Genomic DNA, 22,305 nt, shown 5'->3' with positions numbered 1-22,305 from the left:
ACCACGCGCTCCGTCGTCGCGTCGTCGGATCCCTCAGATGCGCCCGGAATCGGGCTCGCTTTCTGCTCTTGTCTCGTCACACTCATCAACTCGTCACACTCAATCAACCGGTCAGATTCCTCCTACACCCTTCCTAATCGACCGGCCCAGGGCACGCCAGAAGCCTGCATTCACGCCGTGATGCCGGCGTTTCGTACCGTGGAGCCAGCGCTCCAACGGTGCCGCCAGCGCTACGTCGTGACGCCTGCCTTGTCGGGCCTTTCAGGGCAGGCGTCACGGCGTAACACAGGCACCTTCGTCGGTAGACAGGCGTTGCGGGGGAACGCTGGCTTCACGAGCGAGGGCAAGCGGAACGGCGACGGCATGTTTGCAACGTTTTAGTATTGCGCCTTCGCTCGTCCGTATCCCTGGCGTGTGGCTCCCCACACCTGCACTCGAAGCAGGGCAGCGGGCGTGCGGGGTCGCGCGGCAGCGGCTCGGCTTAGTAGCTTGTAAGACGAGATTGAACGAGGAACCTGACACTGGGGCGAACAACGGTGGGCGGGTCGGAGATTTTCTCAGACAAACCCCGTACATCATTGCAACGTTACGATACTGTCGCCTTGTCGCGCCACAAACGACGCGCACGTCATACAAGGGAGTTGACGATGAACAGTCATTCGGCACCGTCGAGCCCGCCTGGGGATGCCCGGGTGGAGGGCTCGCTGCTGTCCCTTCACGGCATCTCGAAACAGTTCCCGGGAGTGATTGCGCTCTCTGATGTGTCCATGGAGTTCCGAGCCGGAGAGGTCCACGCACTCGTGGGCGAGAACGGCGCGGGCAAGTCCACGCTCATCAAGACGCTCGCCGGGGCGCACCAGCCATCCAGCGGCTGGATCGAGATGGACGGGAACCGATACGAAGGCCTCACCCCGCCGCAGGCCAAGGACCTCGGGATCGCGGTCATCTACCAGGAGTTCACCCTGGTCCCCGTGCTGAGCGCCGCCGAGAACATCTTCCTCGGCGACTACATCATGAAGGGACCGGTCCTCGACCGGCGCGCGATGGTCGCCCGCGCCAACGAGCTCTTCGCGCGGCTGAAGGTGAACATCGACCCCCGTACGCTCGTTCAGGACCTCACCACGGGCTACCAGCAGATCGTCGAGATCGCAAAGGCCCTCGCTCGCAACGCGAGAATCCTCGTGATGGACGAGCCATCGGCGCCGTTGACGACGACGGAGGTCGAGGCGATGTTCGAGGTCGTCGAGACGCTGCGCGAGCAAGGCGTGACGGTGATCTATATCTCGCACCGAATGGAGGAGATCTTCCACCTGGGCGACAGGGTCTCGATCCTCCGCGACGGCCAGTACGTCGCCACACGCGACGTCAAGGACACCAACCGGGCCGAACTCATCACCCTCATGGTCGGGCGCGAGCTCAGCGAGACGTTCCCGGAACGCACCCACGACGTCGGCGAGCCGACCATCCGCGTCAAGAACCTCACCGGCAACGGCGTCCGCGACATCAGCTTCGAGGCCCACCGCGGCGAGGTGCTCGGCTTCGCCGGGCTCGTCGGCGCCGGGCGCACGGAACTGATGGAGATGCTGTTCGGCGCCGCGCCGTCGGACTCCGGCACCGTCGAGGTCAACAACCGCCCAGCCCGCACCAGGAATGTCCTCGCCGCCATCGGCACGGGGATCGCCCTGGTCCCCGAGGACCGCAAGCGCCACGGCGTGCTGCTGAACCTCCCCATCAAGGAGAACGTCAGCCTCCCCTCGCTGAAGCGCCTCTCGCGGTTCAGCGTCGTCGACCGACGCCGCGAGAACCAGCTCGTTGACGAGTACCGGACGTCGCTCCAGATCAAGACGCCGAGCGTCGCCCAGAAGGTGGGCAACCTCTCTGGAGGGAACCAACAGAAGGTGGTGCTGGCGAAGTGGCTCGCCATGGACACCGACATCCTGATCTTCGACGAGCCCACGCGCGGCATCGACGTCGGCGCCCGCCACGAGATCTACCTGATCATGAACGAGCTGGCCGCGGCCGGCAAGACCATCCTGATGGTCTCTTCCGACATGGAGGAGCTGCTCGGCATGTCCGACCGGCTCATCGTCCTTTGTCGCGGCCGGTACGCCGGCAGTCTCACCAAACCCGAATTCGACCAGGAGAAGATCCTGGCCATGGCGAGCGGAGTCGCATGAACACGAAACTAATGGCGCACGCCAAGGAGATCGGCATCGTGCTGGTCCTCGTGGCACTGATCGTCGCCTTCAGCATCTGGACCCCCCAGTTCCTGACCGTCAGCAACTTCTTCAACATCGCGAAGCAGGTGGCGACATCGGCATCTGCGCGGTCGGCTTCACCTTCGTGCTGATCACGGCAGGCATCGACCTGTCGGTCGGCTACCAGATCTCGCTGAACGTCGTCGTCGCCGGCGTCCTGATGGCCAACTTCGACGTCCCCTGGGTGCTCGCGGTGCTTCTGACGATGGTGCTCGGCACGCTCGTCGGCGTCGCGAACGGAGCACTGATCGCGTTCACGGGGGTCGCGCCGCTGATCATCACGCTATCGATGATGATGGTCCTGAACGGCGTCAGCTACCTCATCTCCGAGGGCCTGCCGATCATCGGCTTCCCACAGGGCTTCTCGGTGCTGAGTTCCGGTATCGGACCCGGCATCCCCGTCGCTCTGATCATCATGCTGCTGATCTGGGCCGTCGGCGTGTTCAGCCTCAACTACACGACCCACGGCCGGAACTTCTACGCGCTCGGCTCCAATGTCGAGGCCGCTCGCCTCTCGGGCGTCAACGTCAAGAAGAACATCGTTCTCGTCTACGCGCTCTGCGGCCTCTTCACGTCCGTCGGAGCCGTGCTCATGCTCGCTCGCCTGAACTCGGCCCAGTCGGCAACCGGCGCGGGCTTCGAGTTCAGCGTGCTGACCGCCTGCGTCCTCGGCGGCCTCAGCGTCATGGGCGGCAAGGGCACCATGTTCGGCGCCTTCGTCGGCGTGCTGATCGTCGGCGTGCTCGACAACGGCCTGCTCCTGGCCAACGTCAGCGCCTACATCCAGCTCGTCATGAAGGGATCGATCCTTGCCGCCGCGGTCATCTTGAAGCGCCTCAGGTTTGATGCCGCATTCTTTTGAGTTGGAAGGATGTATGTCATGCCGAAGAAGATCGATCCCGCGCTCCGTGATCGGGCGGTGCGGCTGGTGCGGGAGCACCGGTCGGAGTATCCGTCGCTGACGGCCGCGTCAGCGGCCGTTGCCCGCCAGGTCGGGGTAGGCCACGAGTCGGTGCGCCGGTGGGTGCTGCAAGCCGATATCGACGATGGCACCCGTGAAGGGGTGACCAGTGCCGAGCATGCGGAGATCAAGCGGCTCAAGGCCGAGAACAGTCGCCTGCGGGAGGATGTCGCGATCCTGCGCGCGGCGACGACTTTCTTCGCGGGGGAACTCGACCCCCGCAACCGTTGATGCTGGGCTTCATCGACACGATGAGAGCTGAAGGTCACGCGGTCGAGTCGATCATCAGGGTCCTGCGTGAGCAGGGCGTGAAGATCGCCGCGCGCACCTACCGAGCCCACCGGCAAGGCGTCATCGCATCGCGGACGATCACGGACGCGCAGGTCCACGATGCGGTCCGTGCGGCAGCGTGGACCGTTGTCGAACGCGACGGGACGATGCGTCGTGTGCTGACTCCGGAGGGCCTCTACGGGCGCCGGAAGATGACCGCCCTGATCCGCCGCACCTCGATCCCCACTGCGTCGCGGGGCGCGGTCGATCGTGCCATGCGCGCGCTCGGCCTGTCGGGCATCCGCCGCGACAAGAGCGTGCGCACCACGATCCCCGCGAAAGACGGGGTCCGTGCCGGTGACCTGCTGAACCGAGACTTCACCGCACCCTGCCCGGATCACACCTGGGTGACGGACTTCACCTACTGCCGGACGTGGGCGGGCTGGGTCTACGTCGCGTTCATCGTCGACGTGTTCTCGCAACGCATCGTCGCCTGGCACGCGCAGACCACCAAGCACACAGAGCTCGTGATGATCCCGCTACGCATGGCCTTGTGGGAGCGAGCGCGTGAAGGGCACCCGATCCGGCCCGAGCAACTCCGGGCGCATTCGGATGCCGGGTCTCAATACGTCTCGCTGGCCTACACCGACAAGCTCGCTCTCGACGGCATCGCCCCCTCGATCGGGTCCGTTGGCGACGCGTTTGATAACGCGCTGATGGAAACCATCAACGGGCTCTACAAGACCGAATGCATCCGCACGACCGTGTTCCACGACGGCCCCTACCGGACCATCGGCGACGTCGAGTACGCGACCGCCGGGTGGGTCGACTGGTACAACACCCGTAGGCTTCACTCGAGCCTCGGCTACGCCACACCCGCCGAGTTCGAACAAGCCCACTACGCGACTCTCAACCGAGAGCCGCAACCCGCATAGGAGCGGCAGAAAACCTAGGGCACTTCATCTACGACACCATGTCGAAGGCCAGCGGCGACCGAACCAAGAAACTGAAGTCCATCAACCCAGAAAACGTCCCGGCCTAGATCCCTAGGCGGAACAAAGGTCCAGAAAGGAACCACCATGAGGAAGATCCTCGTCGCGATGTTCGTCGCACTCACGATGGTGTTCGCCGGCTGCTCGGGCGGCACGACCCCCGGCGGGGCCGGCGACTCCGACAAGACGCAGGTCGGCATGACATTCGCCGACCTCGGCAATCCGGTATGGGCGGAGCTGGCCAAGGAGGACATCGCCTACGGCGCCGAGAAGGGCATCGCGATCACCTCGGTCGACGCCCAGAACGACTCCGCCAAGCAGGTAACCCAGATCGAGAACTTCATCCAGAGCGGTGTGAAGGCGATCATCATCTGCGCCGTCGAGTCCAACGCGCTCACCGAGGTCACCAAGAAGGCCCAGGACGCCGGCATCAAGGTCATCGGCTACACCCAGGTGCTCACCAACGTCGACAGCCAGCTGCTGGTCGACGCCTACAACACCGGCTGGGCCAACGGCGAGTTCGCGGCCAAGTGGATCAAGGAGGTCTACGGCGACGAGCCGATCGAGTGGGGCCTGATGGACCTCCCGACCTTCCCCGAGATCATCGACCGCGCCAACGGCATCAAGGACGCCATCGCCGAGGGCGCCCCGAACGCCAAGCTCGTGGCCACCGCCCCCGCGCTGACCGCCGAGGACGGCGTCGCCAACGCGGAGAACTTCCTGCAGGCCAACCCGAACATGAAGGTCATCGCCACCATCGGCGGCGGCGGCGCGGCGGGCGCGAACGCGGGCATCAAGAGCGCCGGCGTCACGGACTTCGAGAAGTTCGGCCTCTTCGGCATCGACGCCACCCAGCAGGAGATCCAGGCGATCATCAACGGCGACCCGCAGAAGTCGTCGATCAGCCTTGGCGGCGGCAAGGTGCACGGCCGGACCCTCGTCGACATGACCACCGGCCTCCTCGCCGGCGAGACGGTCGAGAAGGACCAGTTCATGCCGATCACGGTCATCGACAAGACCAACGCGCAGGAGTACTACGACGAGATGTTCGGCAAGTAAGCCGACTCGGCGCTGAGAGGAACCTGAACTCATGACCACCATGCACGCCGTCGTCGCGCACGGGCCCTACGACTACCGCCACGAGGAGGTCCCGGTACCGACCATCGGCCCCGGGGAGATCCTGCTCAAGGTGCTGGCCTGCGGCATCTGCGCCGGCGACACCAAGTCGTTCCACGGCGGGATCCGCATCTGGGGCACGTCCGAGGCCGACCGCTACATCGACGCCCCCGTCACCGGCGGGCACGAGTTCGTCGGGCAGGTCGTCGAGATCGGCGACGGCGTGACCGGCTACGAGATCGGCGACCGCGTGATCTCGGAGCAGATCGTGCCCTGCGACGACTGCCGGTTCTGCGCGGAGGGCACCTACTGGATGTGCACCCGCTCCGCGGTGTACGGGTTCAAGCACTGCTGCAAGGGGGGCTTCGCGGAGTACGTGAAGCTTCCCTCGACGGCGCGCAACCACAAGGTGCCCGACTCGCTGACGAACGAGCAGGCGGCGCTCGTCGAGCCGATCGCGTGCGGCATGCACGCCATCGAGCAGGCGAACATCCGACACAGCGACGTCGTCGTGATCGCGGGCCTCGGCGGGATCGGGTTGGCGATGCTCTCCATCGTCGCCTCGGCGATGCCGCGGCTGATCATCGGCATCGACGTCCGCGAGGATCGGCTGGCCTTGGGCAAGGACTTCGGCGCGGACCACGTGTTCAACCCGACGACCTGTGACCTGGAGGCCGAGCTGCGGGCGCTGACCGACGGCCTCGGCGTCGACGTGTACGTCGAGGCCTCGGGCAGCGGCGCCAGCGTGAATCAGGGCCTGAACTGCCTGATCAACCACGGCCGCTTCGTCCAGATGGGCGTGTTCGCCGACCTCGTCACCGCCGACTGGAACGTCATCGGCGACGGCAAGGAGCTGACCATCGTCGGGTCGCACCTGTCCGGGCTCACCTACCCGGCGGTGATCAAGGGCATCGAGTCGGGGCGCATCCGCACGGAGGGCCTCGTCACGCACACGTTCCCGCTTGAGAGGTGGGACGAGGCGTTCAAGATGGCCGACGGCGCACCGAACGCACTCAAGGTGCTGTTGGTCCCGTAAGCCGTTGGCCCTTGCCGTCCTACGAAAATGAGCATGATCCTCGGCCCAAAGCGGTCTGAGACGCGTTGTCTGCTGATAACGCCGCTTCAGGCGCAACGAGTCGAGGATCATGCTCATTGCCTCGGTGGCAAGAGCGGAAGCGGACAGCTGACGCGGAACAGATAGATTGACCCCCGATGCAAAAGAGTGGTGCGGTCACCGTCCGTGACGTGGCGACGATGGCGGGCGTGAGCCTGAGCACGGTGTCGAACGTGCTCAACCGCCCGGACCGGGTGGCGTCGGCGACCCGGGCGCGCGTCACCGACGCCATCGAGCACCTCGGCTACATCCGCAACGACGCCGCCCGCGCGCTCCGGTTGGGGGAGAGCCGCGCCGTCGGCCTCGTGATCAGCGAGTCGACCAGCCCGTTCTACGCGGAGATCATCCGCTCCGCCGACGCCGTCCTCTCCGCCCACGGCTATTCCTCGCTCGTCGGCAGCGCCTACCACGACGTCGCCGCCGCCGAGCGCCTGGTGCGGCTGTTCGAGGAGCAGCGCGTCGAGGGGCTGCTGCTCAACCCCTTCGCGACCGCGCAGCCGGCCTTCCGAACCGCGATGCGGCGGGGCGTGCCCACCGTCTACGTCGACGCCGACGCCCCCAGCCCCGCGCACTGCTCCGTCACTGCGGACCACCTCGCCGGCGGGCGCATGGCCGTGCAGCACCTCGCGGCGTTGGGCCGCGGCCGGATCGCGCTGGTGCGCGGTCCGGTGCACCTCACCCAGATCGCCCGCCGCATGGACGGCGCCCGCGCCGCGTGCGAGGAGCTCGGCATCGCCTACGAGGAGGTCGTGGCGTCGACCTACTTCGTCCGCGGCGGCGTCAACGCCGGCGAGGTCATCGCTAGCCGCCCCGCTGCCAAGCGCCCGGACGCGATCTTCGCGGCCAACGACATCCTGGCCATGGGCATCATCACGTCGCTGGCCGAGCGCGGCATCCGGGTGCCGGACGACATCGCGGTCATCGGCTACGACGACACCGACTTCGCGCTCGCCGCCCGCGTCCCCTGACGACGCTGCGCCAGCCGGCCACCGAGATCGGCGCGCGCGCCGCGGCGCTGCTCCTCGAGGAGATCGAGGACGACCCCCATCATCAGCACGAGGCGACCGTGCTGCTTCCGGAGCTGATCGTCCGCGGAAGCACGCTCCCTGAGATGGTGATGCGGTCACGAAATCGCACTCCCAACCCTCGGGAGCACCGCTAGATTTCGCCTATGACCGAACGCGAGCCCGGGTCGTGGCGCAGCCGCCTCACGCCCGAGTACGTGCGCTCGCGCGTCGCCGACACCAACGACGGGGTACTCGCCATCGCCGGCTCGGCCGAGGGCGTGGCGATCGCGACGTCGCAGCCGGTCGGCGTCGTCGTGGCGATCGCCGCCCTCGCCGGCGCCGTATCCGTCGCGGGGGTGAAGTACGCGGAGGAGGCCGCGGAGCGCGAGGTCCAGCAGGACCTGATCCGCGAGGAGCAGCGGCTTCTCGAGCTCAGCCCGGAGGAGGAGATGGCCAAGCTGGCCCATCACTTCCAGGAGAAGGGACTGAGCGCCGAGACCGCCCGCAAGGTGGCCGAGGAGCTGAGCACCGCCGACGCGCTCACCGCTCAACTCGAGACCGAGTACGGCATCCACGACGTCGTGAGCCCAGGCCAGCCCTTCACCGAGGCCCCTCGGCTCCGGCCTCTTCTTCCTCGTCGGCTCGCTCGTGCCCGTCCTCGTCGCCTTCCTTGTCCCGCAGGCCCTCGTCGACGAGTTCGAGATCGTCGCGGTCGTGATCTCGCTCACCCTGACCTCGCTGATCCTCTCCCGCTTCGCCCGCACCCACGCCCTGCCTACCATTCTGCGGTCCCTCCTCATCGGCCTCGCCGCCATGGGGATGGCCGCCCTTATCGGAAACCTGGTGTCCTGATGCCCACTCACTCACGCCGTGAACTCCTCGACGCCGGCCGCCGGCTGCGCGATTCCGTCCCCCGGAAGTCTCTCGCCGCCCTCGCCACCGGGCCCCGTGACCCGCTCGGCATCCTCGACGAGCAGAACGCCGGCCGGCTCCAGCACCTCATCCCCCTGCGCACCGAGCGCATGTCGTCCAGCGCGTTCGCGTTCTACCGCGGCACGGCCGCGCTCATGGCCGCCGACCTCGCCGGCGCCCCGCACACCGGTCAGCTGGTCGCGGCCTGCGGCGACGCCCACGTCTCCAACTTCGGCTTCTACGCCTCACCCCAGCGCACGCTGGTCTTCGACCTCAACGACTTCGACGAGGCCGCCTGGGCGCCCTGGGACTGGGACCTCAAACGGCTCGTGACGAGCGTCGTCATCGCCGCCCGGGCCCGCAACAGCGCCCCCCGATTCGTCCGCAAGGCCGCGCTCCACGCCGCCGCCTCCTATCAGCGGACGCTCTACGCGGGGATAGCGCTCTCGCCGACCGACCGCTACTTCACCCACCTCACCGCCGAGGCCGGGCTGGAACGTGCCGACAAGCAGTCCCGCAGGGCGCTGCGGCAGTCCATCGCGGCCGCGCAGAAGCGCACCGGCGCGCGCGCCGTCAGCAAGCTCACCACGAGGGGCGACGACGGCACCCTCCGCTTCGTGCACGCCTACCCGACGATGACCCCGCACGAGCCCGAGACCCTCGCCCTCTTCACCGACTACCTCGAGCGGTACCGCGTCTCCGCCAACTACGACATCCAGCTCCTGCTGCAGCACTACACCGCCGTCGACTGGGCACGCCGCGTCGTCGGCGTCGGCAGCGTCGGCACCCGCTGCTCGCTGACGCTGTTCCAGGACGGCGACGGAAACGCCCTGATCCTCCAGTCGAAGGAGGCCAACCGCTCGGTCCTCGAACAGTACGGCGGCATCCAGCAGCCCGAGGTACTCACGCGCGCCATCGAGGCGTCGGGCCAGGGCCAGCGCGTCGTGGCGATGCAGCGCATCCAGCAGGCGGTGTCCGATCCGTTCCTCGGCTATCTTCGCACCACCGAGGCCGATCTGTACGTGCGCCAGTTCCACGACATGAAGGGTGGGGTCGACGTCGAACTCCTCGACGACGCGCCATTCCTTACCTATGCCGCGGCCTGCGCGATCACGTTGGCCCGGGCGCACGGCCAGTCGCCGAACGCGGCGGCCGTCGTCGGCTACATCGGAAGGAACGACGACATCGCCCGCGCCGTCACGGACTGGTCGACGGCGTACGCGGACATCTCCGAGCAGGACTACCGCGCTTTCCTCGCCGCCAACTGAACGCTGGGTGAGCCGGCGCGCGAGTGCCGGAGAGCCGCCGTGATCGCGCGTCGCGGTCGGCTCAACCAGCGCGGATCAGAACACGAAGGCGTGCGGGTCCGGGCGCTCGAAGCTCTTGTTGCCGCGGTACATCTCCACGGACTCGCGCAGCGCCTTCAGGAAGTAGGGCGGGAACTCCATGCCGTTCTCGTTGGCCCACAGCAGCTTCGCCTCGAGCCTTCCGATCTCCTTGGCGTAGACCTCGAGCTCCATGTCGAGGTCCAGCTCGGTCAGCACCCCGCCCATGTCTCGCTGGTAAGCCTTGACGTAGTCGACGCCGACCATCGTGAAGGCGCGCGAGCGGAGTTGCTTCGTGACGTAGACCTGCCAGGGCTTCAGCTCCCCGTCCTGGATCATCTTCTCCGCCGACATCCGGTAGAACGCGAAGTGTCCCGGCTCCTGCTGCTTGATGGGATGGATGATTGTCTGCGAGATGGCCCGCTCGCCCATCTCGTCGAGCTTCTTGATCAACGTCGAGTAGGCGATCACCGCCTGCCGCTCCGTTGACGCGCCGGTCAGGTAGTAGAGCATCCGGGAGATGTCGTGAATCGGCTCCCAGTGCGCCAGCGCCCCGAGCAGCTTCATCCTGACGGGGATGGTCATGAACGGCTCTGCGGGCGCCATGCCGATGTCCTGCTGCAGCTGATCGAGCAGATGCCCGTGCGCCATCTCCTGCCCGTACCAGACGTCCTGGTAGAAGATCCGGTCGACCTCGCTCACGTTCGGCAGGATCGTGAGCAACTCGAGGACGTTGCGGTCGACCTCGAGTTCGACCCTCGCCAGATAGTCGATGACGTGGGAGAACCGACGCCGGACGGCATCGGGGTCGTTTACGGTGCGGTCAGCTGATCCCAGGCGGATGGGCGGGTGCTTCTCCCCCAGCTGCAGCACGAACGTGCGCAGCGAGGCATCGGTGATCTTGGCGGTCATCAGTCCTATTCTGCGTCACGCCGCGCCTGGACCCGCTTCTTCATCCACCACGCCATGACGGCCCAGCCGCCCAACGCGGTGATCACCCACACCAGCATCGTGGCGAGCACCCATGGCATGAAGCCGGAGATGGTCAGCGCGTCGCCCAGCGCGGAGGCGATCAGCAGCGCGACGAGGGTGGAGATGAGCCCGATGCCACCCATCGCCGCCGGCGCATACTTGCGGGCCATCTTGAAGATGAACGGCGTGAAGAGCGCGTTGGCGATGACGAACACGGCGACGGCGGTGATGAGGCCCGTCGGGCGGACGGTCACGCCGTCGATCACGGCCCCGCCACCGTGAGGGCGATGGTCGCGGTCAGCAGGTTCACGACGATCTGGATGAGAAAGCGGGGCATGGCGTGTCCTTTCGGGTCGGACGGCGACGGCCGGGAGGCCGGTCAGGAGGCGAGGATGCGGGCCTTCTGGGCCTCGAACTCCGCGTCCGTGAGGACGCCCGCGGCGCGCAGCTCACCGAGCTGGCGGAGCTGCTCGAGCATGGCGCCGGTGTCGGGCGCCACGGGCGCTGTCGGCGCGGGTGCTGGAGCTGGCGACGCGGGTGCTGGAGCTGGCGACGCGACCGGGGCGGCAGCGGCGGCGCGCTGCTGCTTGGCGGCATTGCGCTGCTGCACGCGCGAGACGGTGTGGGCGGCGACGGCCGTGTGGGCCGCCGTACGAAGTAGCCTCATGGTTGGTTCCCTTTCACAGCAGGCACCGCCGATCCTCGGCGTCGCGGTGCTGCTTCAGCCAGTCTAGTGACTCCTCCGCGCCGGCATGGAGGGAGATCCCCTATATGTGGGGGCGTTCAGCGCCGCTTTCGGGGCGGCTCGGACAACTAAGCTGAGGTGCCGACAATGTGCACCCAACAAGGAGTTTTCCATGTCTCTTTTCAACACCATCTGGGATGTCATCTGGACATTCTTCTGGATCTTCGCGTTCATCGCGTACCTGATCGCCCTCTTCTCGGTGGTCACCGACCTGTTCCGCGACACCAAGCTGTCGGGCTGGGCGAAGGCGCTCTGGCTGGTGGCGCTGTTCTTCCTGCCGTTCCTGACCGCCTTGATCTACCTCATCGCGCGCGGCGACGGCATGGCCCAGCGCAGCGGTGCTGTCGCCAAGCAGAACAAGGAGCGCACCGAGGAATACATCCGCGACGTCGCAGGCACCAGCCCCGCTGATGAGATCGCGAAGGCAAAGGCCCTCCTCGACGCGGGCACCATCTCGGAGACCGAATTTGCGCAGTTGAAGGCGGCGGCGCTCAGCCGCTGACAAACCAAGAGGTCCCGCGGCAGGCGCAAGCCTTTTTCCGCGGGACCTCCTGGAAGAAATCGGTGGGGCGCCGGCACCCTTCCCCCCAGATGGGCGCCGACGTACGGCAGGTTTCGCCCCCTAGACCTGACTCCACCGTCGGGTCGGCTTGCTTCGCAAGCGACTCCGTGATCCGGAGCCTATGCCCGAAAGTACACAATGTCAACCACTTTCGGAGACACCTCTCGTCACGAGACGGAAAACCAGTTAAGCTTCGGGCCTTTTTGGGTAGTGCTGATGAGGATTCAGCCAGCAGGCGTCCAGGCGCCGGCGGTGCAGGCGTAGAACCGCACCTCGGCGGTGTCGATGAAGACATCGCCGTCGATGCACTCGCCCGAGGGTGACTCCGTGCCCAACACTAACTGAGTGCCGTCGCGGCCCGGCTCCCCTGAGGCCCCGGGAGCGCCCGGCTTGCCCTGCTCACCCTGCTCACCCTGTTCGCCAGCCTCTCCCTGCTAGCCTTGTTCACCGGCCTTGCCTTGTTCCCCCTGCTCGCCGGTCAGGTGTTCGACAGCGGACACGCGGATGTTTCCGGCGCGGCGCCAGCCGTCGGCGCCGCGGACGTAGACATCCGCCGACTCCAGGTCGATGAACACGTCACCCTCCTCTCCGTGAGCGGAGTCGGGCACGCCGATTCCGGCGCGCACGTCGGCTCCCGCCGGCAGCACCACGGCCTCGGGCTTGTCGGGTTCGGGCGAGACGTCGGTGGGCTTGGGCGACGGGTCGCTCGGTTCCGGAGACGCCGAGACGGTCACCGTCGGCGCCGGCTTCGGGGGCGACGCAGAACCCATCCGAGCCCCGATGAAGCCTGCAAGGAACGCAAGTATGACCACGAGGATGCCCGCGATCACCACCGTCCGGGTCGAGATGCGCGGACCGTCACCGGCCCCGGTCGCGCCGTCACTGGCGTCGTCGGGCGCGCCGACGATGTCGTCAGCCAGGCTCGGGTCCGACGGCGGAACGTCGCCAACGGTCGGTTCCTTCCGGATGTCGTCTTCGTTCACGGCTGTCCTTCCTCGCCTGCGAGGGCAGGCGCCGCCCTGCGCACGCGTCGATCGTGCCACGGCCTCCGCGCCCCGCCTCCGGGCCACGCGGCAAACACCTAGTTGCGGGGGTCGGCTCGTCCACTGTCATCACCCCGGGTCGCCGAAAGTGGATCGGCGTTTGCCGCTGCTTCTCGGGGGGCGGTTAGGTGAGCGCATGATGAATCCCAGGCCGGTGCTGGAGCTTCTCGCGCGAACCCCTGCGGTTCCTCGCCGGCTGAGCGACCGGGCGGTCTTCATCTGGGGCACAATCTGGACGGTCCTCGTCGCGTCGCTGCTCGGGTACTTCTGGATCACGGCCTCGCCGGTGCGCGACCCGCTGTGGATGCTGGTGGTGTTCGTCAGCACCCTCGCCTCCTCGGCCCTCACCGTCACGATCTCCCGGATCGACGCGACGATGGTCGTCAGCCCCGCGCCCGCAATGCTCCTGATCGCGCTGAACACGGTCCCGCCCACCGAGGCCCTTGCTGTGTGGATGAGCGCCTACTTCCTCGGTTCGCTCGCCCGGTTCCGGCACCTCGGGGACGCCTCGGAGACGACCTCGTACCTCTTCGGATGTGCGTTCGTCGCCATGGTGGTCAAGGGCCTGCTCGACGCAGCGGGCGTGCCCTGGCCGATCACGGTGGTGGTGTTCGTCGCCGCCTACCTCCTCACCAGGCTGATGATCTCCACCATCCGGCTCTCTGTCGTGGTCGAGCTCAGCCGTCGTAAGGCCTTCGGCGAGCTGCTGCTGCGTCGACTCGTCATGGCCTGGGTGGCGATCTCCGTGGCATCGATCGTCGGGCTCTCCGTCCAAGACCTCATCGCGGTGCACAGCGGAAGCATGGGCCCCTTCTGGGCCGGCGGCCTCGCCAGTTTCCTCATCGGAATCGCGGCGTTCGCCGGCGGTGTGTTCCGGGAGTCTCGGACGGTATCCGCCCAGCTCTCCGGCACCCTCGCCGCGGCCCTCGAACTGCCCTGGGCCCACAACGTCAGCGTGGAGTCGCACGCCCTGCAGTTCGCGCGGCGAGCGCTGCCCAGATACACCGTCGCGTTGCAGGACAGGGACGAGCGCAACGTCAACGAGATTGTCTCGCCGCTCACCGAGGGCTATCTGGTGGCTCGGCGCGGCACGACGCAGTCGCCCTTCCTTGTGCAAGACCAGCGGGTGCTGGACGCCATCGCGCACATCGCCGTGACCATGTCCGCTGCCCAACGCGAGCGTGAGCTTTTGTCGTCCGCAGCCGTCACGGACGCCCTCACCGGCCTGCCCAACTACCACGGCTTCCGCGAGGCGCTCGCGACGACGGTCGGGGAGGACGGATTCGCCGTCGTGTACGTCGACGTCGACGGCTTCAAGGCAATCAACGACCACCACGGACACGAGACCGGGAACGCGGTCCTCCGTACGATCGCGATGCGCATGCGGCTGCTCCTCTCCACAGCGGACGTCGTCGCGCGCGTCGGCGGCGACGAGTTCGTGCTCATCCTGGCCGGCGTGGCGAACGAGGAGGAGGCGCAACTGCGCGTCGAGTTGCTCCTGCACGAGGTGAGCGCACCGTTCGTCGCAGGCGACACCGTTATCCCGTTGTGGCTGTCACACGGGCTGGCCTACGCCCCGCCCGGCACCACCGACATCGGGTCGCTCGTCGAAGCTGCCGACGCGCGCATGTACGCCGCTCGCGGGAGACACGTACCCGGCTCCTCCCCGCAGTCCGAGATCCGCCCGAGCGGAGCCGTCAACCTGGTAGAGACGATCGCGACGGCGATCCGGGAGCGCAAGCTCACGTTCGTCTACCAGCCGATCGTCAACGGGGCCACGAACCAGATCGTCTCCTTCGAGGCGCTGGTCCGTCCGCACGAATCGAAGCTGGAGGGCATCACCGCGGACCTCATCGTGCACGAAGCGCGCAGGCTCGGGCTGCTCACCGAGCTGAGCACTCACGTGATCGACACGGCCGTGCGCGATATGTGCCGCTTCCAGCAGATCGCCCCCGAGCTCCTCGACGTACACGTCAACATCAACGTGGAGCAGGTCACCGATCCCGCCTTCCTGGAGGCGATGAGCCGCGTCGAAGGCTGCAACGGTGTCCATCTCACGCTGGAGCTGAGCGAGACGTCGCTGAACCGGGCCTCCGAGGAGACCATTCAGGAGTTGGAGCGGCTCCGCGCCCAGGAGAACGTGCGCATCGCCCTCGACGACTTCGGGCGCGACTCCTCCACCCTTCTCTCACTCCTGCAGTTCCCGCTCGACGTGCTGAAGATCGACAAGGCGCTGAGCAGGGGCATGGACTCTCCGAAGCCTCGAATGGTCATGCGATCCATGGCGATGCTCGCCCGGAACCTCGATGTCGAGATGGTCGTCGAGGGCGTGGAGGACGACGAGACTCTCGACGAGCTCATCCGCTCCGGCGTGCGCTACATGCAGGGCTACCGGTTCGGCGCGCCGCTGTCCGCCGACGCCATGGTGGAGCGTCTGACGCACCACGGACTGCGAGCGCGCCTCCCCTGAGGCTAGGTTGCCCCGGAGGGAACCCGATGGGCGGGTCAGCCCTCGAGGAGCTTTCCGATTTCTTCCTGAGTGAGGGTGCGCCACGGCGATGACCCAGGATCGGCCTGGCCGGAGGCGGGGTTGTCGCCCTGCGTCCACCACTTGGCCTCGAAAGCGATGCCGTCGAGCATCACCCGCTGGCCCTGTACGTAGATCTCCTTCGGATCCCAGGCCGCGTAGAAGTCGTCGGGAAGGCTCAGTTGCGGTAGCGGCTTCTCCCCGGGAAGGACCGGGCCGATCAGGCGCCACGGGCTGTCCGCGGGAGCGACGCGCGGGTCGTCGGGCTGGGAGTTGGTGCTCCACCACTTCGCCTCGTAGACGTTGCGTCGCCACACCACCCTTGTCTCCGCGGGGTACGAGGCGTCACGGTCCCAGATGGGGTAAGGGCTGGTCGCCGGGTCGTCGGTGATCTCCTCCGGGCGCACCGTCGGCGCCGCCGTTCCCACCCCCTGGCCGCCCGCGGGCGCGCCGTCGAATCCTGTGCCCAGTATCGTTGCGAACAGCTCCTCCCCCTGGTTGACGCCACTGCAGGAGTCGGAGACGACGGAGAGGTCGACGTAGGCGGGGGCGCACGACGCGTCCCGATTCGCCGACCACATGGACAGCCTGCCCAGCTGGTTCTCCTCGGCGAAGGCGCGCAGGCGACGGGCGTCGTCGAGCGTGAACACCTCGGCGGTGACATCGTTTTGTCCGATCATCGGCGTCGCGCCGATCATGCGCCACGCGGTCATCGAGCCGATGGCCTTGCCGCGATCCGCATAGAGCGCGACGAGCTGGCGGTGCGTCGCCCGAAGCGACGCGATCGCCACCGCCGACTGATCGGTCGCCGCCTCCGCGTTCGCGAAGTTCATCGTCATGATGTTGACGCCGTCGAGACGCACCCCGGCCTCGAGGAAGGCCTGGACGGTGGCCACACCGTCGGGCGTGAGGCCATCCGGGCCGACGGGAAGCGTCAGCCAGACGGGGAGATGGTGATCGAGGCTCGCCTGGAGGTCGGCGACGGCCTGCGCGCGCCGGGTGCGGGAGGCGACGTCCGCCAGCGCCGGCCCCTCGATGTCGAGGTCCATGGCCGCGGGCTGGTAGCGCTCGACGACGCGCGCGTACTCGGCCGAGAGCTCATCGACGGTGTCGCACTCGAGCGCGAGTTCGCTGTTGGCCTGCCCGCCGAGGGAGAGGACGACCTCACCGTTGGACTGCCGGAGCCGCGCGATGCGACGGTCGAGGTCGAGCTTCTCCTGCGCCTCGTCCGGCGAGTAGTAGCCGCCCCAACTGGCTTCGCACCGGCCGGGCCCCGCGGCGACGATGAAGCTCAGGACGACGTTGCCGTCCGTCGCGGCCGCAGGCGCCTCGAACGGGTAGGCGGGAGTGGCCGTGGCGTCGACGTAGGCGGCGAACCAGGGCTCGCTGCCCTCGGCCGCCTGCGCGTCGCGCCACCATCCGACGCCGTACACCCCGCTGCCTGCCAACGCGGCGACGACCATGAGGAGCAGGGTCGCCCGGAACGGGGACAGCCTACGACCAGGAAATCTCTTCGACATGTGGTGCTCTCTCGCTCAGCGCGGGCTGACCCGGCGACGCAGGTCGTTCTTGCGGGCGACGTCCCGGCCCAGACGCCGGTCGCCGTGGTAGAGGATGCCGGCCCAATCGACCGGACGGGGCTCGCGCGGAGGCGCCGTCTCCTGCTTCCGCGCGGGCTTCACCGGGACGTAGAGCCAGTTGACGACGCCGAGCGCCATGTCGACCAACGAGTTCCGGATGCCGATGTAGGCGACGATCGCCCAGGCGCAGAGCAGGGCGTTCAGCGCCGCGAACGCGGCGTTGCCCCAGTTGTGGGCCTGGATGTCGCGCACGAACGTGACGACGGAGAACGCGACGATCGCGTAGGGCACCAGCACATAGATGCCCGGTGCGGCGGTCCGATCCTGCACCTTCGGCGTTCGAGCGAACGGGATCTTGGCGTTCGTCATGGCTTGCTGGATCGACTTGAACGATCCCGCAAGGTTGACCGCGAGCAGAACCAGGTTGAACCCATAGATGCGGAACACGTCCGTGGCGCGGTGACCGCTCTCCCGCAGGTCCGAGGCCATGCAGAGGAAGTACGGCGCCGCGGCCAGGATCACCCAGGGGCTGAGCAGGCGGCTGTCGTACGGGTACGCGAGCAGGAAGACCAGGCCGACGCTGGCCCACGCGATCGAGACCATGTAGTTGATGCGGAGCATCACCTCGCGGCGCAGGATGTGGTCGCGGCGGAAGCGGCGTTCGCGGAGCTGACGCATGAACTTCGGAACGATCAGCAGGCCTCCGTTCGCCCATCGGCGGCGCTGCACGATGAGGGAGCCGAAGTCCGGAGGGGTCGCGCTGTAGCTGAGTCGTTCCGGGTAGTTGACCAGCGTCCATCCGTGCGTGCCGAGGTCGATGCTGGACTCGGTGTCCTCGATGACCGTCCGGTCCTGGATGTAGGTGGCGATCTCGAATCCGCCGACCGTCTGCCGCTCGACGATGTCTTCCAGCGCGCAGCGTCGGATCACGGCGTTGGCGCCCACCCAGAAGGTCGCGCCGTAGTAGGTGAGGCCTTGGTGGAGGATGTGCTGGATGTCGGTGGTCGCGCCGGCGATCCGCTCGATGCGGCTGGGCGCCCCGCGGTAGGACGAGTACGGCGTCTGCACGACGGCGACCCGCTCGTTGCCGGGCTCCTCGAGGAGCCGCACGAGGCGCACGCAGTAGTCGCGGAGGAGCATCGAGTCGGCGTCGAGAGTGAGCAGGTACTCGGTCCACGGCGCGTCGAGGTCGCAGGGCTCGCCGTCGGCCGCGGGAACGAGCACATCACCGTCGGCGGTGGGTTCGACGTTCCACCGCCCGCCCATCAGGCCGATGTAGGCGTTGAGGTTCATGGCCTTGTTCGCCTCGTGGGACAGCGACGCGTAGAGCTTCCGCTCGAACGAGGACAGCTCAGCCGTGAAGATCCGCACCAGGCGGTCCTGCAGCTGGATCAGGCGCTCGGGCGTCGGCGTCGCGTCCTGCGCGAGGGCTCCGTCGAGGGCGATCTTCGTGAGCCGCAGGTCTCCGGCGAGCCCCATCAGGACGCGGTCGACGTAGAACGAGTCCATGTGGTCGGTCAACGGGTGGGCCTGTGCGCGGGACTCCAACCAGTCTGCGGCGAAGCCGTAGTCGTCGGCGACACGGGCCAGTATCTCGACCATCGCAGGGTTGCCCCCGCTCAGTGCGTCACGTAGCCATTCCGAGCCGGCGGCGAGCCGCGCCCGTGGTTCCTCCAGCTCCGCCGCGATGCGGCCGGGCAGCTCGCGTGCGAAGTCCAGCAATTCCTGGTCCCGCGGGTCGCCGGGGAAGGGCGGGTCGTCGATGAGCAGCACGATCCGCTTCTGCGGGAACTCCTGCAGCGCGGCCGACCACACCGTCTTGGTGATGACCTCGGGTTCCTCGCGATACGAGGGGATCAGGACCGTGATCCCGTGGGGGTAGTCCCCGGCGAAGTGCTGGTCGAGCGGTCCGCGGGGCACGCGCATGTGGTCGCGGAACCGGTACAACGCACCCTGTCGGGCCGTGAGGTACATCAGCGCCGAGAAGGAGAGGAAGGTCACGACCAGCAGATACGAGACGGACTCGAGGACGAAGCGCAGCGTCTGCGCATCCCCCTCGATGAACTCGCGCATCACCGTCGTGATGACGTACATCAGCCATGCGACGACGGTGGTCAAGATCGCGATCCGGCCGAGCACAATCTTCCGCATCGACGGCGGCGTGTGCATGATCGCCATGGGTGCGGTCTTGCGCTCCGCACCCCACTGCCGGCGCGGGGCTCGCGCCGATGAGCTCTTGCTCATAGGTTCCTGTTCGGGCCGTGGCGCTGACACCGTCAGTCGCCTTCCTCGCCATTGCCCCCGCGCGCGTTCGCGGGCAACGATATACCGGGGCGTTTCGGGATGCCGAACCGGTCCCGGTTTCTGTCACCCTCCGCCTCTCGAAAATCAACTACCGCCGGTAGCAGTTGGTTGGGCGCGCGAACTCGACCGCTCCACGCGACGAAGCCGACGTATCCCAGCACGGCGGCGCCCAGGCCGACGGCCCACCACGGGAAGCTGGGGATGTCCGGGCGCGTCCCCGCTCTCTCGATGTCCTCGATGGGCGTGGGGATCACCCGCGACCCGGTGACGAGGTAACGGTGCGTGTTGATGCCCAGCGGGGTGCACGTGACCAGCGTGACGAGATCCTCGCCGTACACCGGTCGCAGCGACTGCGTCTCGTCCGGCAGCACCGTCTGCGTCTCGATGACCCGGTAGGTGAGAACCTCGCCGAAGACCTCCACAGTGAAGGTCTCCCCCCGTTTCATCTTGCCGAGGTCGTTGAACAGGGTCGCTGAGGGTAGTCCCCGGTGAGCGGTCAGGACGGAGTGCTGGGACGCGCCGCCGATTGGCAGCGAGGTGTCCTGGAGGTGCCCCACGCCCGTCTCGAGCACCTCGTCGGACGTGCCGTGGTAGATGGGAAGGTCGACGGCGATGGAGGGGATCCGCAATCTTCCCATCACGCCGTCGCCCGCGTTGAGGAGGGAGAAGTAGTCGACATCCGCATCGAGAGTGCCCGCCCCCGTCGGAATGTTGCTTTCCGGGGAGACGAGCGCGCCGCCCGTCAACGCGTCGTTGTACAGGCGCGCACGCTCGATCTCCTTCTCCAGCCGGGCGGTCGGCGCGGCGTCGATAGCTGCGTCGATGTCCTCGATGACCAGGCTCTGGTAGTACTGCGCCACCCAGCTCGCCACGTGCGGATACATCATCACAACGACGCCCATCAAGGCGATCAGCCCGATTCCGGCATTGACCCAGGGCATCCGCCAGCGGCGACGGCGACCTTGCGCGGAATCGGGCATCGACGTCAGCTCACTTCGCTGCCCGCTTACGGCGGGTCGAGAGGCCGACAGCGACGGCGACGACGATCAGCGCGAGGCCGACCCCGCCGAAGATGGCGGTGCCGGTGCCACCGGTCAACGGCAGGTCCGGGCCGGGGCGCTTGGTGTTGTCGATGTCGATTTCAAGCGCGGTGCCGCCGTTGGAGGTGACGGTCGTGAGGGTGCCTGCCGTGATCGGGACGTAGCCGGCAGGGGCCTTCGTCTGGTAGACGCAGTAGGCCTTGTTCGGGCTGGCCATCGCCGTGTCGGAGTTGGCGATCCACAGGCCCAGCGGCGAGGTCGGGGTGACGCCGAGCCACTGAACGACCCCGTTCGCGTCCGAGGTCCCCGTAGCGACCGCGGGCGTTCCGGGCGCCGTGAGGGAACAGGTGCCGCCGGTCGCCGCCCACAGGGCGAACTCGGCCCCGATGAGACCGACGTCGGAGTCCTTGTCGACCGCGGTGATCTCGAGGTTGCCCCAGTAGGTGCGGGGCGCGCTCTCGGAAGCCTGCGGCGTGCGGCCGTTGAAGCTGCTCGTGACGGCGGTGTTCGGGATCGTCCCGTTGCCGACCTCGTCGACCGTGGTGACGAGCGTGATGCGGATGGTCTTGCCCATGTGCTGCCTCAGCGTCGTGAGATCCGTGGCGTTGAGGGCCCAGGTGAGGGTTCCCGCCGGGTCGTCGACGGCGGCTGTCGTGAGGGTGTCGAGCACCGTCGGGCTGCCGCCGCCGTCAGGAAGCGCCGGGTCGACGACCTGGACGGTGGAAGAGACGTAGGACAGACGGCCGTCGAGGACGTCGGTGAGGACGGCCGACGAGAACTCAGAACCCGGTGCGGGCAGCGTCGGGATCACCTGGTCGATGATCCAGGTGACGTCGGAGCTGACGACGAACGCGTCCGGCTCTTCGGTGATCGTCTTGACCGGCTTGGCCGCCACCGAGTTCTTCGGATAGACGTGGATGTCGTACAGCCACTGGGTAGGGCTTGCCAGGTTCGTCCCCGTCGGGAACGGCACGGTGACGTAGAACGGAAGCGCCCGCTCGACCACGTCTTCCGGCGCGTCGGTCTCGGTCACGTAGTAGAGGCCGAGCGCCAGTTCCGCGAACGTGGTCGAACCGGCGGTGCCAGCCGTCGTCTGGACGGTAGCTGCGCCGTCGGCGCAGAGGTCACCCTCGGCCGGGGTCACCGCGGGCGGGGAAGGGGGCGTGCCGAGGGCAGTCGCCGCGGCGTCCCAGCCCTCGGTCGTGGCGAGGTTGATGGCCACGCAGGTGCCACCGGTGAAGAGTCCCACCCGCTGCAGGGTGAACTCGACGCCGGCCAGCGCGGTGCCGCCCGGGTCCGCGTTGACGGTGCCGTCATCACGGCTGGTTCCGTCGTGCGCGCCTGCACGCTTGTGGACGGTCAATTGACCGGTCGTTCCGGGCGCGGCGTTGCCCGGCGGCGTTCCGGCGGCACCGAGGTCGGCGTTGGCAACGTCCGTCCCCAGTAACCCCATGGCCACCAGTGCAAAGGCCCCCACGCTCGCTGTGAGGCGCTGGGACAGCGTGTTCCTCTCAATCATGCGATTTCCTTTCTCATCTATCTGTGCTGTCGCGCCCGCGGGCTCGTCAGGCTGTGTG

General features: G+C 67.5%; 19 protein-coding genes. 11 read left to right on the top strand and 8 right to left on the bottom strand.

The features are described from left to right. Positions 1-647: 647 nt before the first annotated feature. The 9 genes from IPJ61_RS13380 to IPJ61_RS13345 all read left to right on the top strand — a co-directional run bounded on the left by IPJ61_RS13380 (position 648) and on the right by IPJ61_RS13345 (position 9,898). Complete coding sequence (locus tag IPJ61_RS13380) at positions 648-2,177, top strand: sugar ABC transporter ATP-binding protein (RefSeq protein ID WP_297108336.1); 1,530 nt, start codon at positions 648-650, stop codon at positions 2,175-2,177. After that, positions 2,174-2,350 carry a hypothetical protein gene (locus IPJ61_RS13375; RefSeq protein ID WP_297108333.1) on the top strand — a complete coding sequence of 59 codons (177 nt, stop codon included), beginning with the start codon at positions 2,174-2,176 and terminating at the stop codon, positions 2,348-2,350. The genes IPJ61_RS13380 and IPJ61_RS13375 overlap by 4 nt, the downstream gene beginning before the upstream one ends. Continuing rightward, positions 2,344-3,120, top strand: a complete 777-nt coding sequence (locus IPJ61_RS13370) for an ABC transporter permease (RefSeq protein ID WP_297108330.1) — start codon at positions 2,344-2,346, stop codon at positions 3,118-3,120. Before IPJ61_RS13375 ends, IPJ61_RS13370 begins: the two co-directional genes overlap by 7 nt. A gap of 18 nt (positions 3,121-3,138) precedes the next feature. Next, positions 3,139-4,424, top strand: a protein-coding gene (locus IPJ61_RS13365) for an IS3 family transposase (RefSeq protein WP_297108328.1) whose coding sequence is annotated in 2 segments (ribosomal slippage) — positions 3,139-3,412 and positions 3,412-4,424 — 1,287 coding nt in all. Because the reading frame shifts where the segments join, the coding sequence is not laid out codon by codon here. Positions 4,425-4,568: 144 nt separating this feature from the next. Next, positions 4,569-5,540 (top strand): sugar ABC transporter substrate-binding protein, encoded by a 972-nt coding sequence (locus tag IPJ61_RS13360; RefSeq protein ID WP_297108325.1) that lies wholly within the window; start codon positions 4,569-4,571, stop codon positions 5,538-5,540. 31 nt (positions 5,541-5,571) lie between these two features. Next, entirely contained in the window at positions 5,572-6,633 is a 1,062-nt protein-coding gene (locus tag IPJ61_RS13355; RefSeq protein WP_297108323.1) for an alcohol dehydrogenase catalytic domain-containing protein, read from the top strand. 176 nt (positions 6,634-6,809) lie between these two features. Next, on the top strand, positions 6,810-7,679 hold the full coding sequence (locus IPJ61_RS13350) for a LacI family DNA-binding transcriptional regulator (RefSeq protein ID WP_297108320.1): 870 nt from the start codon (positions 6,810-6,812) through the stop codon (positions 7,677-7,679). Continuing rightward, positions 7,676-7,873 (top strand): substrate-binding domain-containing protein, encoded by a 198-nt coding sequence (locus IPJ61_RS22240; protein ID WP_366505686.1) that lies wholly within the window; start codon positions 7,676-7,678, stop codon positions 7,871-7,873. The genes IPJ61_RS13350 and IPJ61_RS22240 overlap by 4 nt, the downstream gene beginning before the upstream one ends. 9 nt (positions 7,874-7,882) lie before the next feature. Continuing rightward, positions 7,883-9,898: a DUF2252 family protein gene (locus IPJ61_RS13345; protein WP_297108317.1), complete on the top strand. Its 2,016-nt coding sequence runs from the start codon at positions 7,883-7,885 to the stop codon at positions 9,896-9,898. A gap of 75 nt (positions 9,899-9,973) precedes the next feature. Here IPJ61_RS13345 and IPJ61_RS13340 read toward each other — a convergent pair whose 3' ends face one another. The 3 genes from IPJ61_RS13340 to IPJ61_RS13330 form a co-directional block, all read right to left on the bottom strand. Further along, on the bottom strand, positions 9,974-10,867 hold the full coding sequence (locus tag IPJ61_RS13340) for a GTP-binding protein LepA (protein ID WP_297108314.1): 894 nt from the start codon (positions 10,865-10,867) through the stop codon (positions 9,974-9,976). 5 nt (positions 10,868-10,872) lie between these two features. Continuing rightward, positions 10,873-11,193, bottom strand: coding sequence for a phage holin family protein (locus IPJ61_RS13335; RefSeq protein ID WP_297108311.1), 321 nt, complete (start codon positions 11,191-11,193; stop codon positions 10,873-10,875). A gap of 113 nt (positions 11,194-11,306) precedes the next feature. Further along, a complete protein-coding gene (locus IPJ61_RS13330; RefSeq protein ID WP_297108308.1) occupies positions 11,307-11,594 on the bottom strand; it encodes an SHOCT domain-containing protein in 288 nt (95 codons plus the stop codon). Positions 11,595-11,784: 190 nt separating this feature from the next. Between IPJ61_RS13330 and IPJ61_RS13325 the strand changes: the two genes are divergently transcribed. After that, a complete protein-coding gene (locus tag IPJ61_RS13325; RefSeq protein WP_297108306.1) occupies positions 11,785-12,174 on the top strand; it encodes an SHOCT domain-containing protein in 390 nt (129 codons plus the stop codon). 494 nt (positions 12,175-12,668) lie between these two features. Here IPJ61_RS13325 and IPJ61_RS13320 read toward each other — a convergent pair whose 3' ends face one another. After that, positions 12,669-13,217 (bottom strand): hypothetical protein, encoded by a 549-nt coding sequence (locus tag IPJ61_RS13320; protein WP_297108303.1) that lies wholly within the window; start codon positions 13,215-13,217, stop codon positions 12,669-12,671. Between the two features lie 196 nt (positions 13,218-13,413). On the opposite strand from IPJ61_RS13320, the gene IPJ61_RS13315 reads away from it, so the two are divergent. Next, positions 13,414-15,747, top strand: coding sequence for a putative bifunctional diguanylate cyclase/phosphodiesterase (locus IPJ61_RS13315; protein ID WP_297108300.1), 2,334 nt, complete (start codon positions 13,414-13,416; stop codon positions 15,745-15,747). Between the two features lie 35 nt (positions 15,748-15,782). Here IPJ61_RS13315 and IPJ61_RS13310 read toward each other — a convergent pair whose 3' ends face one another. The 4 genes from IPJ61_RS13310 to IPJ61_RS13295 are packed head-to-tail and all read right to left on the bottom strand — an operon-like array spanning position 15,783 to position 22,247. Further along, complete coding sequence (locus IPJ61_RS13310; RefSeq protein ID WP_297108297.1) at positions 15,783-17,324, bottom strand: chitinase; 1,542 nt, start codon at positions 17,322-17,324, stop codon at positions 15,783-15,785. Between the two features lie 15 nt (positions 17,325-17,339). Further along, positions 17,340-19,628, bottom strand: a complete 2,289-nt coding sequence (locus IPJ61_RS13305; protein WP_297108294.1) for a glycosyltransferase family 2 protein — start codon at positions 19,626-19,628, stop codon at positions 17,340-17,342. A 32-nt stretch (positions 19,629-19,660) separates the two neighbouring features. Continuing rightward, positions 19,661-20,668, bottom strand: coding sequence for a class C sortase (locus tag IPJ61_RS13300; RefSeq protein ID WP_297108291.1), 1,008 nt, complete (start codon positions 20,666-20,668; stop codon positions 19,661-19,663). Positions 20,669-20,678: 10 nt separating this feature from the next. Beyond that, positions 20,679-22,247 (bottom strand): SpaH/EbpB family LPXTG-anchored major pilin, encoded by a 1,569-nt coding sequence (locus IPJ61_RS13295; protein ID WP_297108288.1) that lies wholly within the window; start codon positions 22,245-22,247, stop codon positions 20,679-20,681. Positions 22,248-22,305: the final 58 nt, after the last annotated feature.

The sequence above is a fragment of the Tessaracoccus sp. genome (assembly GCF_016714275.1).
Lineage (GTDB): Bacteria > Actinomycetota > Actinomycetes > Propionibacteriales > Propionibacteriaceae > Arachnia.
Note: the sequence above shows the minus strand (reverse complement) of the source record. Positions and strands in the feature narration are given on the sequence as shown.

What these genes read in the sequence shown, in the direction of transcription:
- IPJ61_RS13380 (WP_297108336.1), top strand. Translation starts at nt 648, where the DNA reads ATGAACAGTCATTCGGCACCGTCGAGCCCGCCTGGGGATGCCCGGGTG.
- IPJ61_RS13375 (WP_297108333.1), top strand. Translation starts at nt 2,174, where the DNA reads ATGAACACGAAACTAATGGCGCACGCCAAGGAGATCGGCATCGTGCTG.
- IPJ61_RS13360 (WP_297108325.1), top strand. Translation starts at nt 4,569, where the DNA reads ATGAGGAAGATCCTCGTCGCGATGTTCGTCGCACTCACGATGGTGTTC.
- IPJ61_RS13355 (WP_297108323.1), top strand. Translation starts at nt 5,572, where the DNA reads ATGACCACCATGCACGCCGTCGTCGCGCACGGGCCCTACGACTACCGC.
- IPJ61_RS13350 (WP_297108320.1), top strand. Translation starts at nt 6,810, where the DNA reads ATGCAAAAGAGTGGTGCGGTCACCGTCCGTGACGTGGCGACGATGGCG.
- IPJ61_RS13345 (WP_297108317.1), top strand. Translation starts at nt 7,883, where the DNA reads ATGACCGAACGCGAGCCCGGGTCGTGGCGCAGCCGCCTCACGCCCGAG.
- IPJ61_RS13340 (WP_297108314.1), bottom strand. Translation starts at nt 10,867, where the DNA reads ATGACCGCCAAGATCACCGATGCCTCGCTGCGCACGTTCGTGCTGCAG.
- IPJ61_RS13330 (WP_297108308.1), bottom strand. Translation starts at nt 11,594, where the DNA reads ATGAGGCTACTTCGTACGGCGGCCCACACGGCCGTCGCCGCCCACACC.
- IPJ61_RS13325 (WP_297108306.1), top strand. Translation starts at nt 11,785, where the DNA reads ATGTCTCTTTTCAACACCATCTGGGATGTCATCTGGACATTCTTCTGG.
- IPJ61_RS13315 (WP_297108300.1), top strand. Translation starts at nt 13,414, where the DNA reads ATGATGAATCCCAGGCCGGTGCTGGAGCTTCTCGCGCGAACCCCTGCG.
- IPJ61_RS13310 (WP_297108297.1), bottom strand. Translation starts at nt 17,324, where the DNA reads ATGTCGAAGAGATTTCCTGGTCGTAGGCTGTCCCCGTTCCGGGCGACC.
- IPJ61_RS13305 (WP_297108294.1), bottom strand. Translation starts at nt 19,628, where the DNA reads ATGAGCAAGAGCTCATCGGCGCGAGCCCCGCGCCGGCAGTGGGGTGCG.
- IPJ61_RS13300 (WP_297108291.1), bottom strand. Translation starts at nt 20,668, where the DNA reads ATGCCCGATTCCGCGCAAGGTCGCCGTCGCCGCTGGCGGATGCCCTGG.
- IPJ61_RS13295 (WP_297108288.1), bottom strand. Translation starts at nt 22,247, where the DNA reads ATGATTGAGAGGAACACGCTGTCCCAGCGCCTCACAGCGAGCGTGGGG.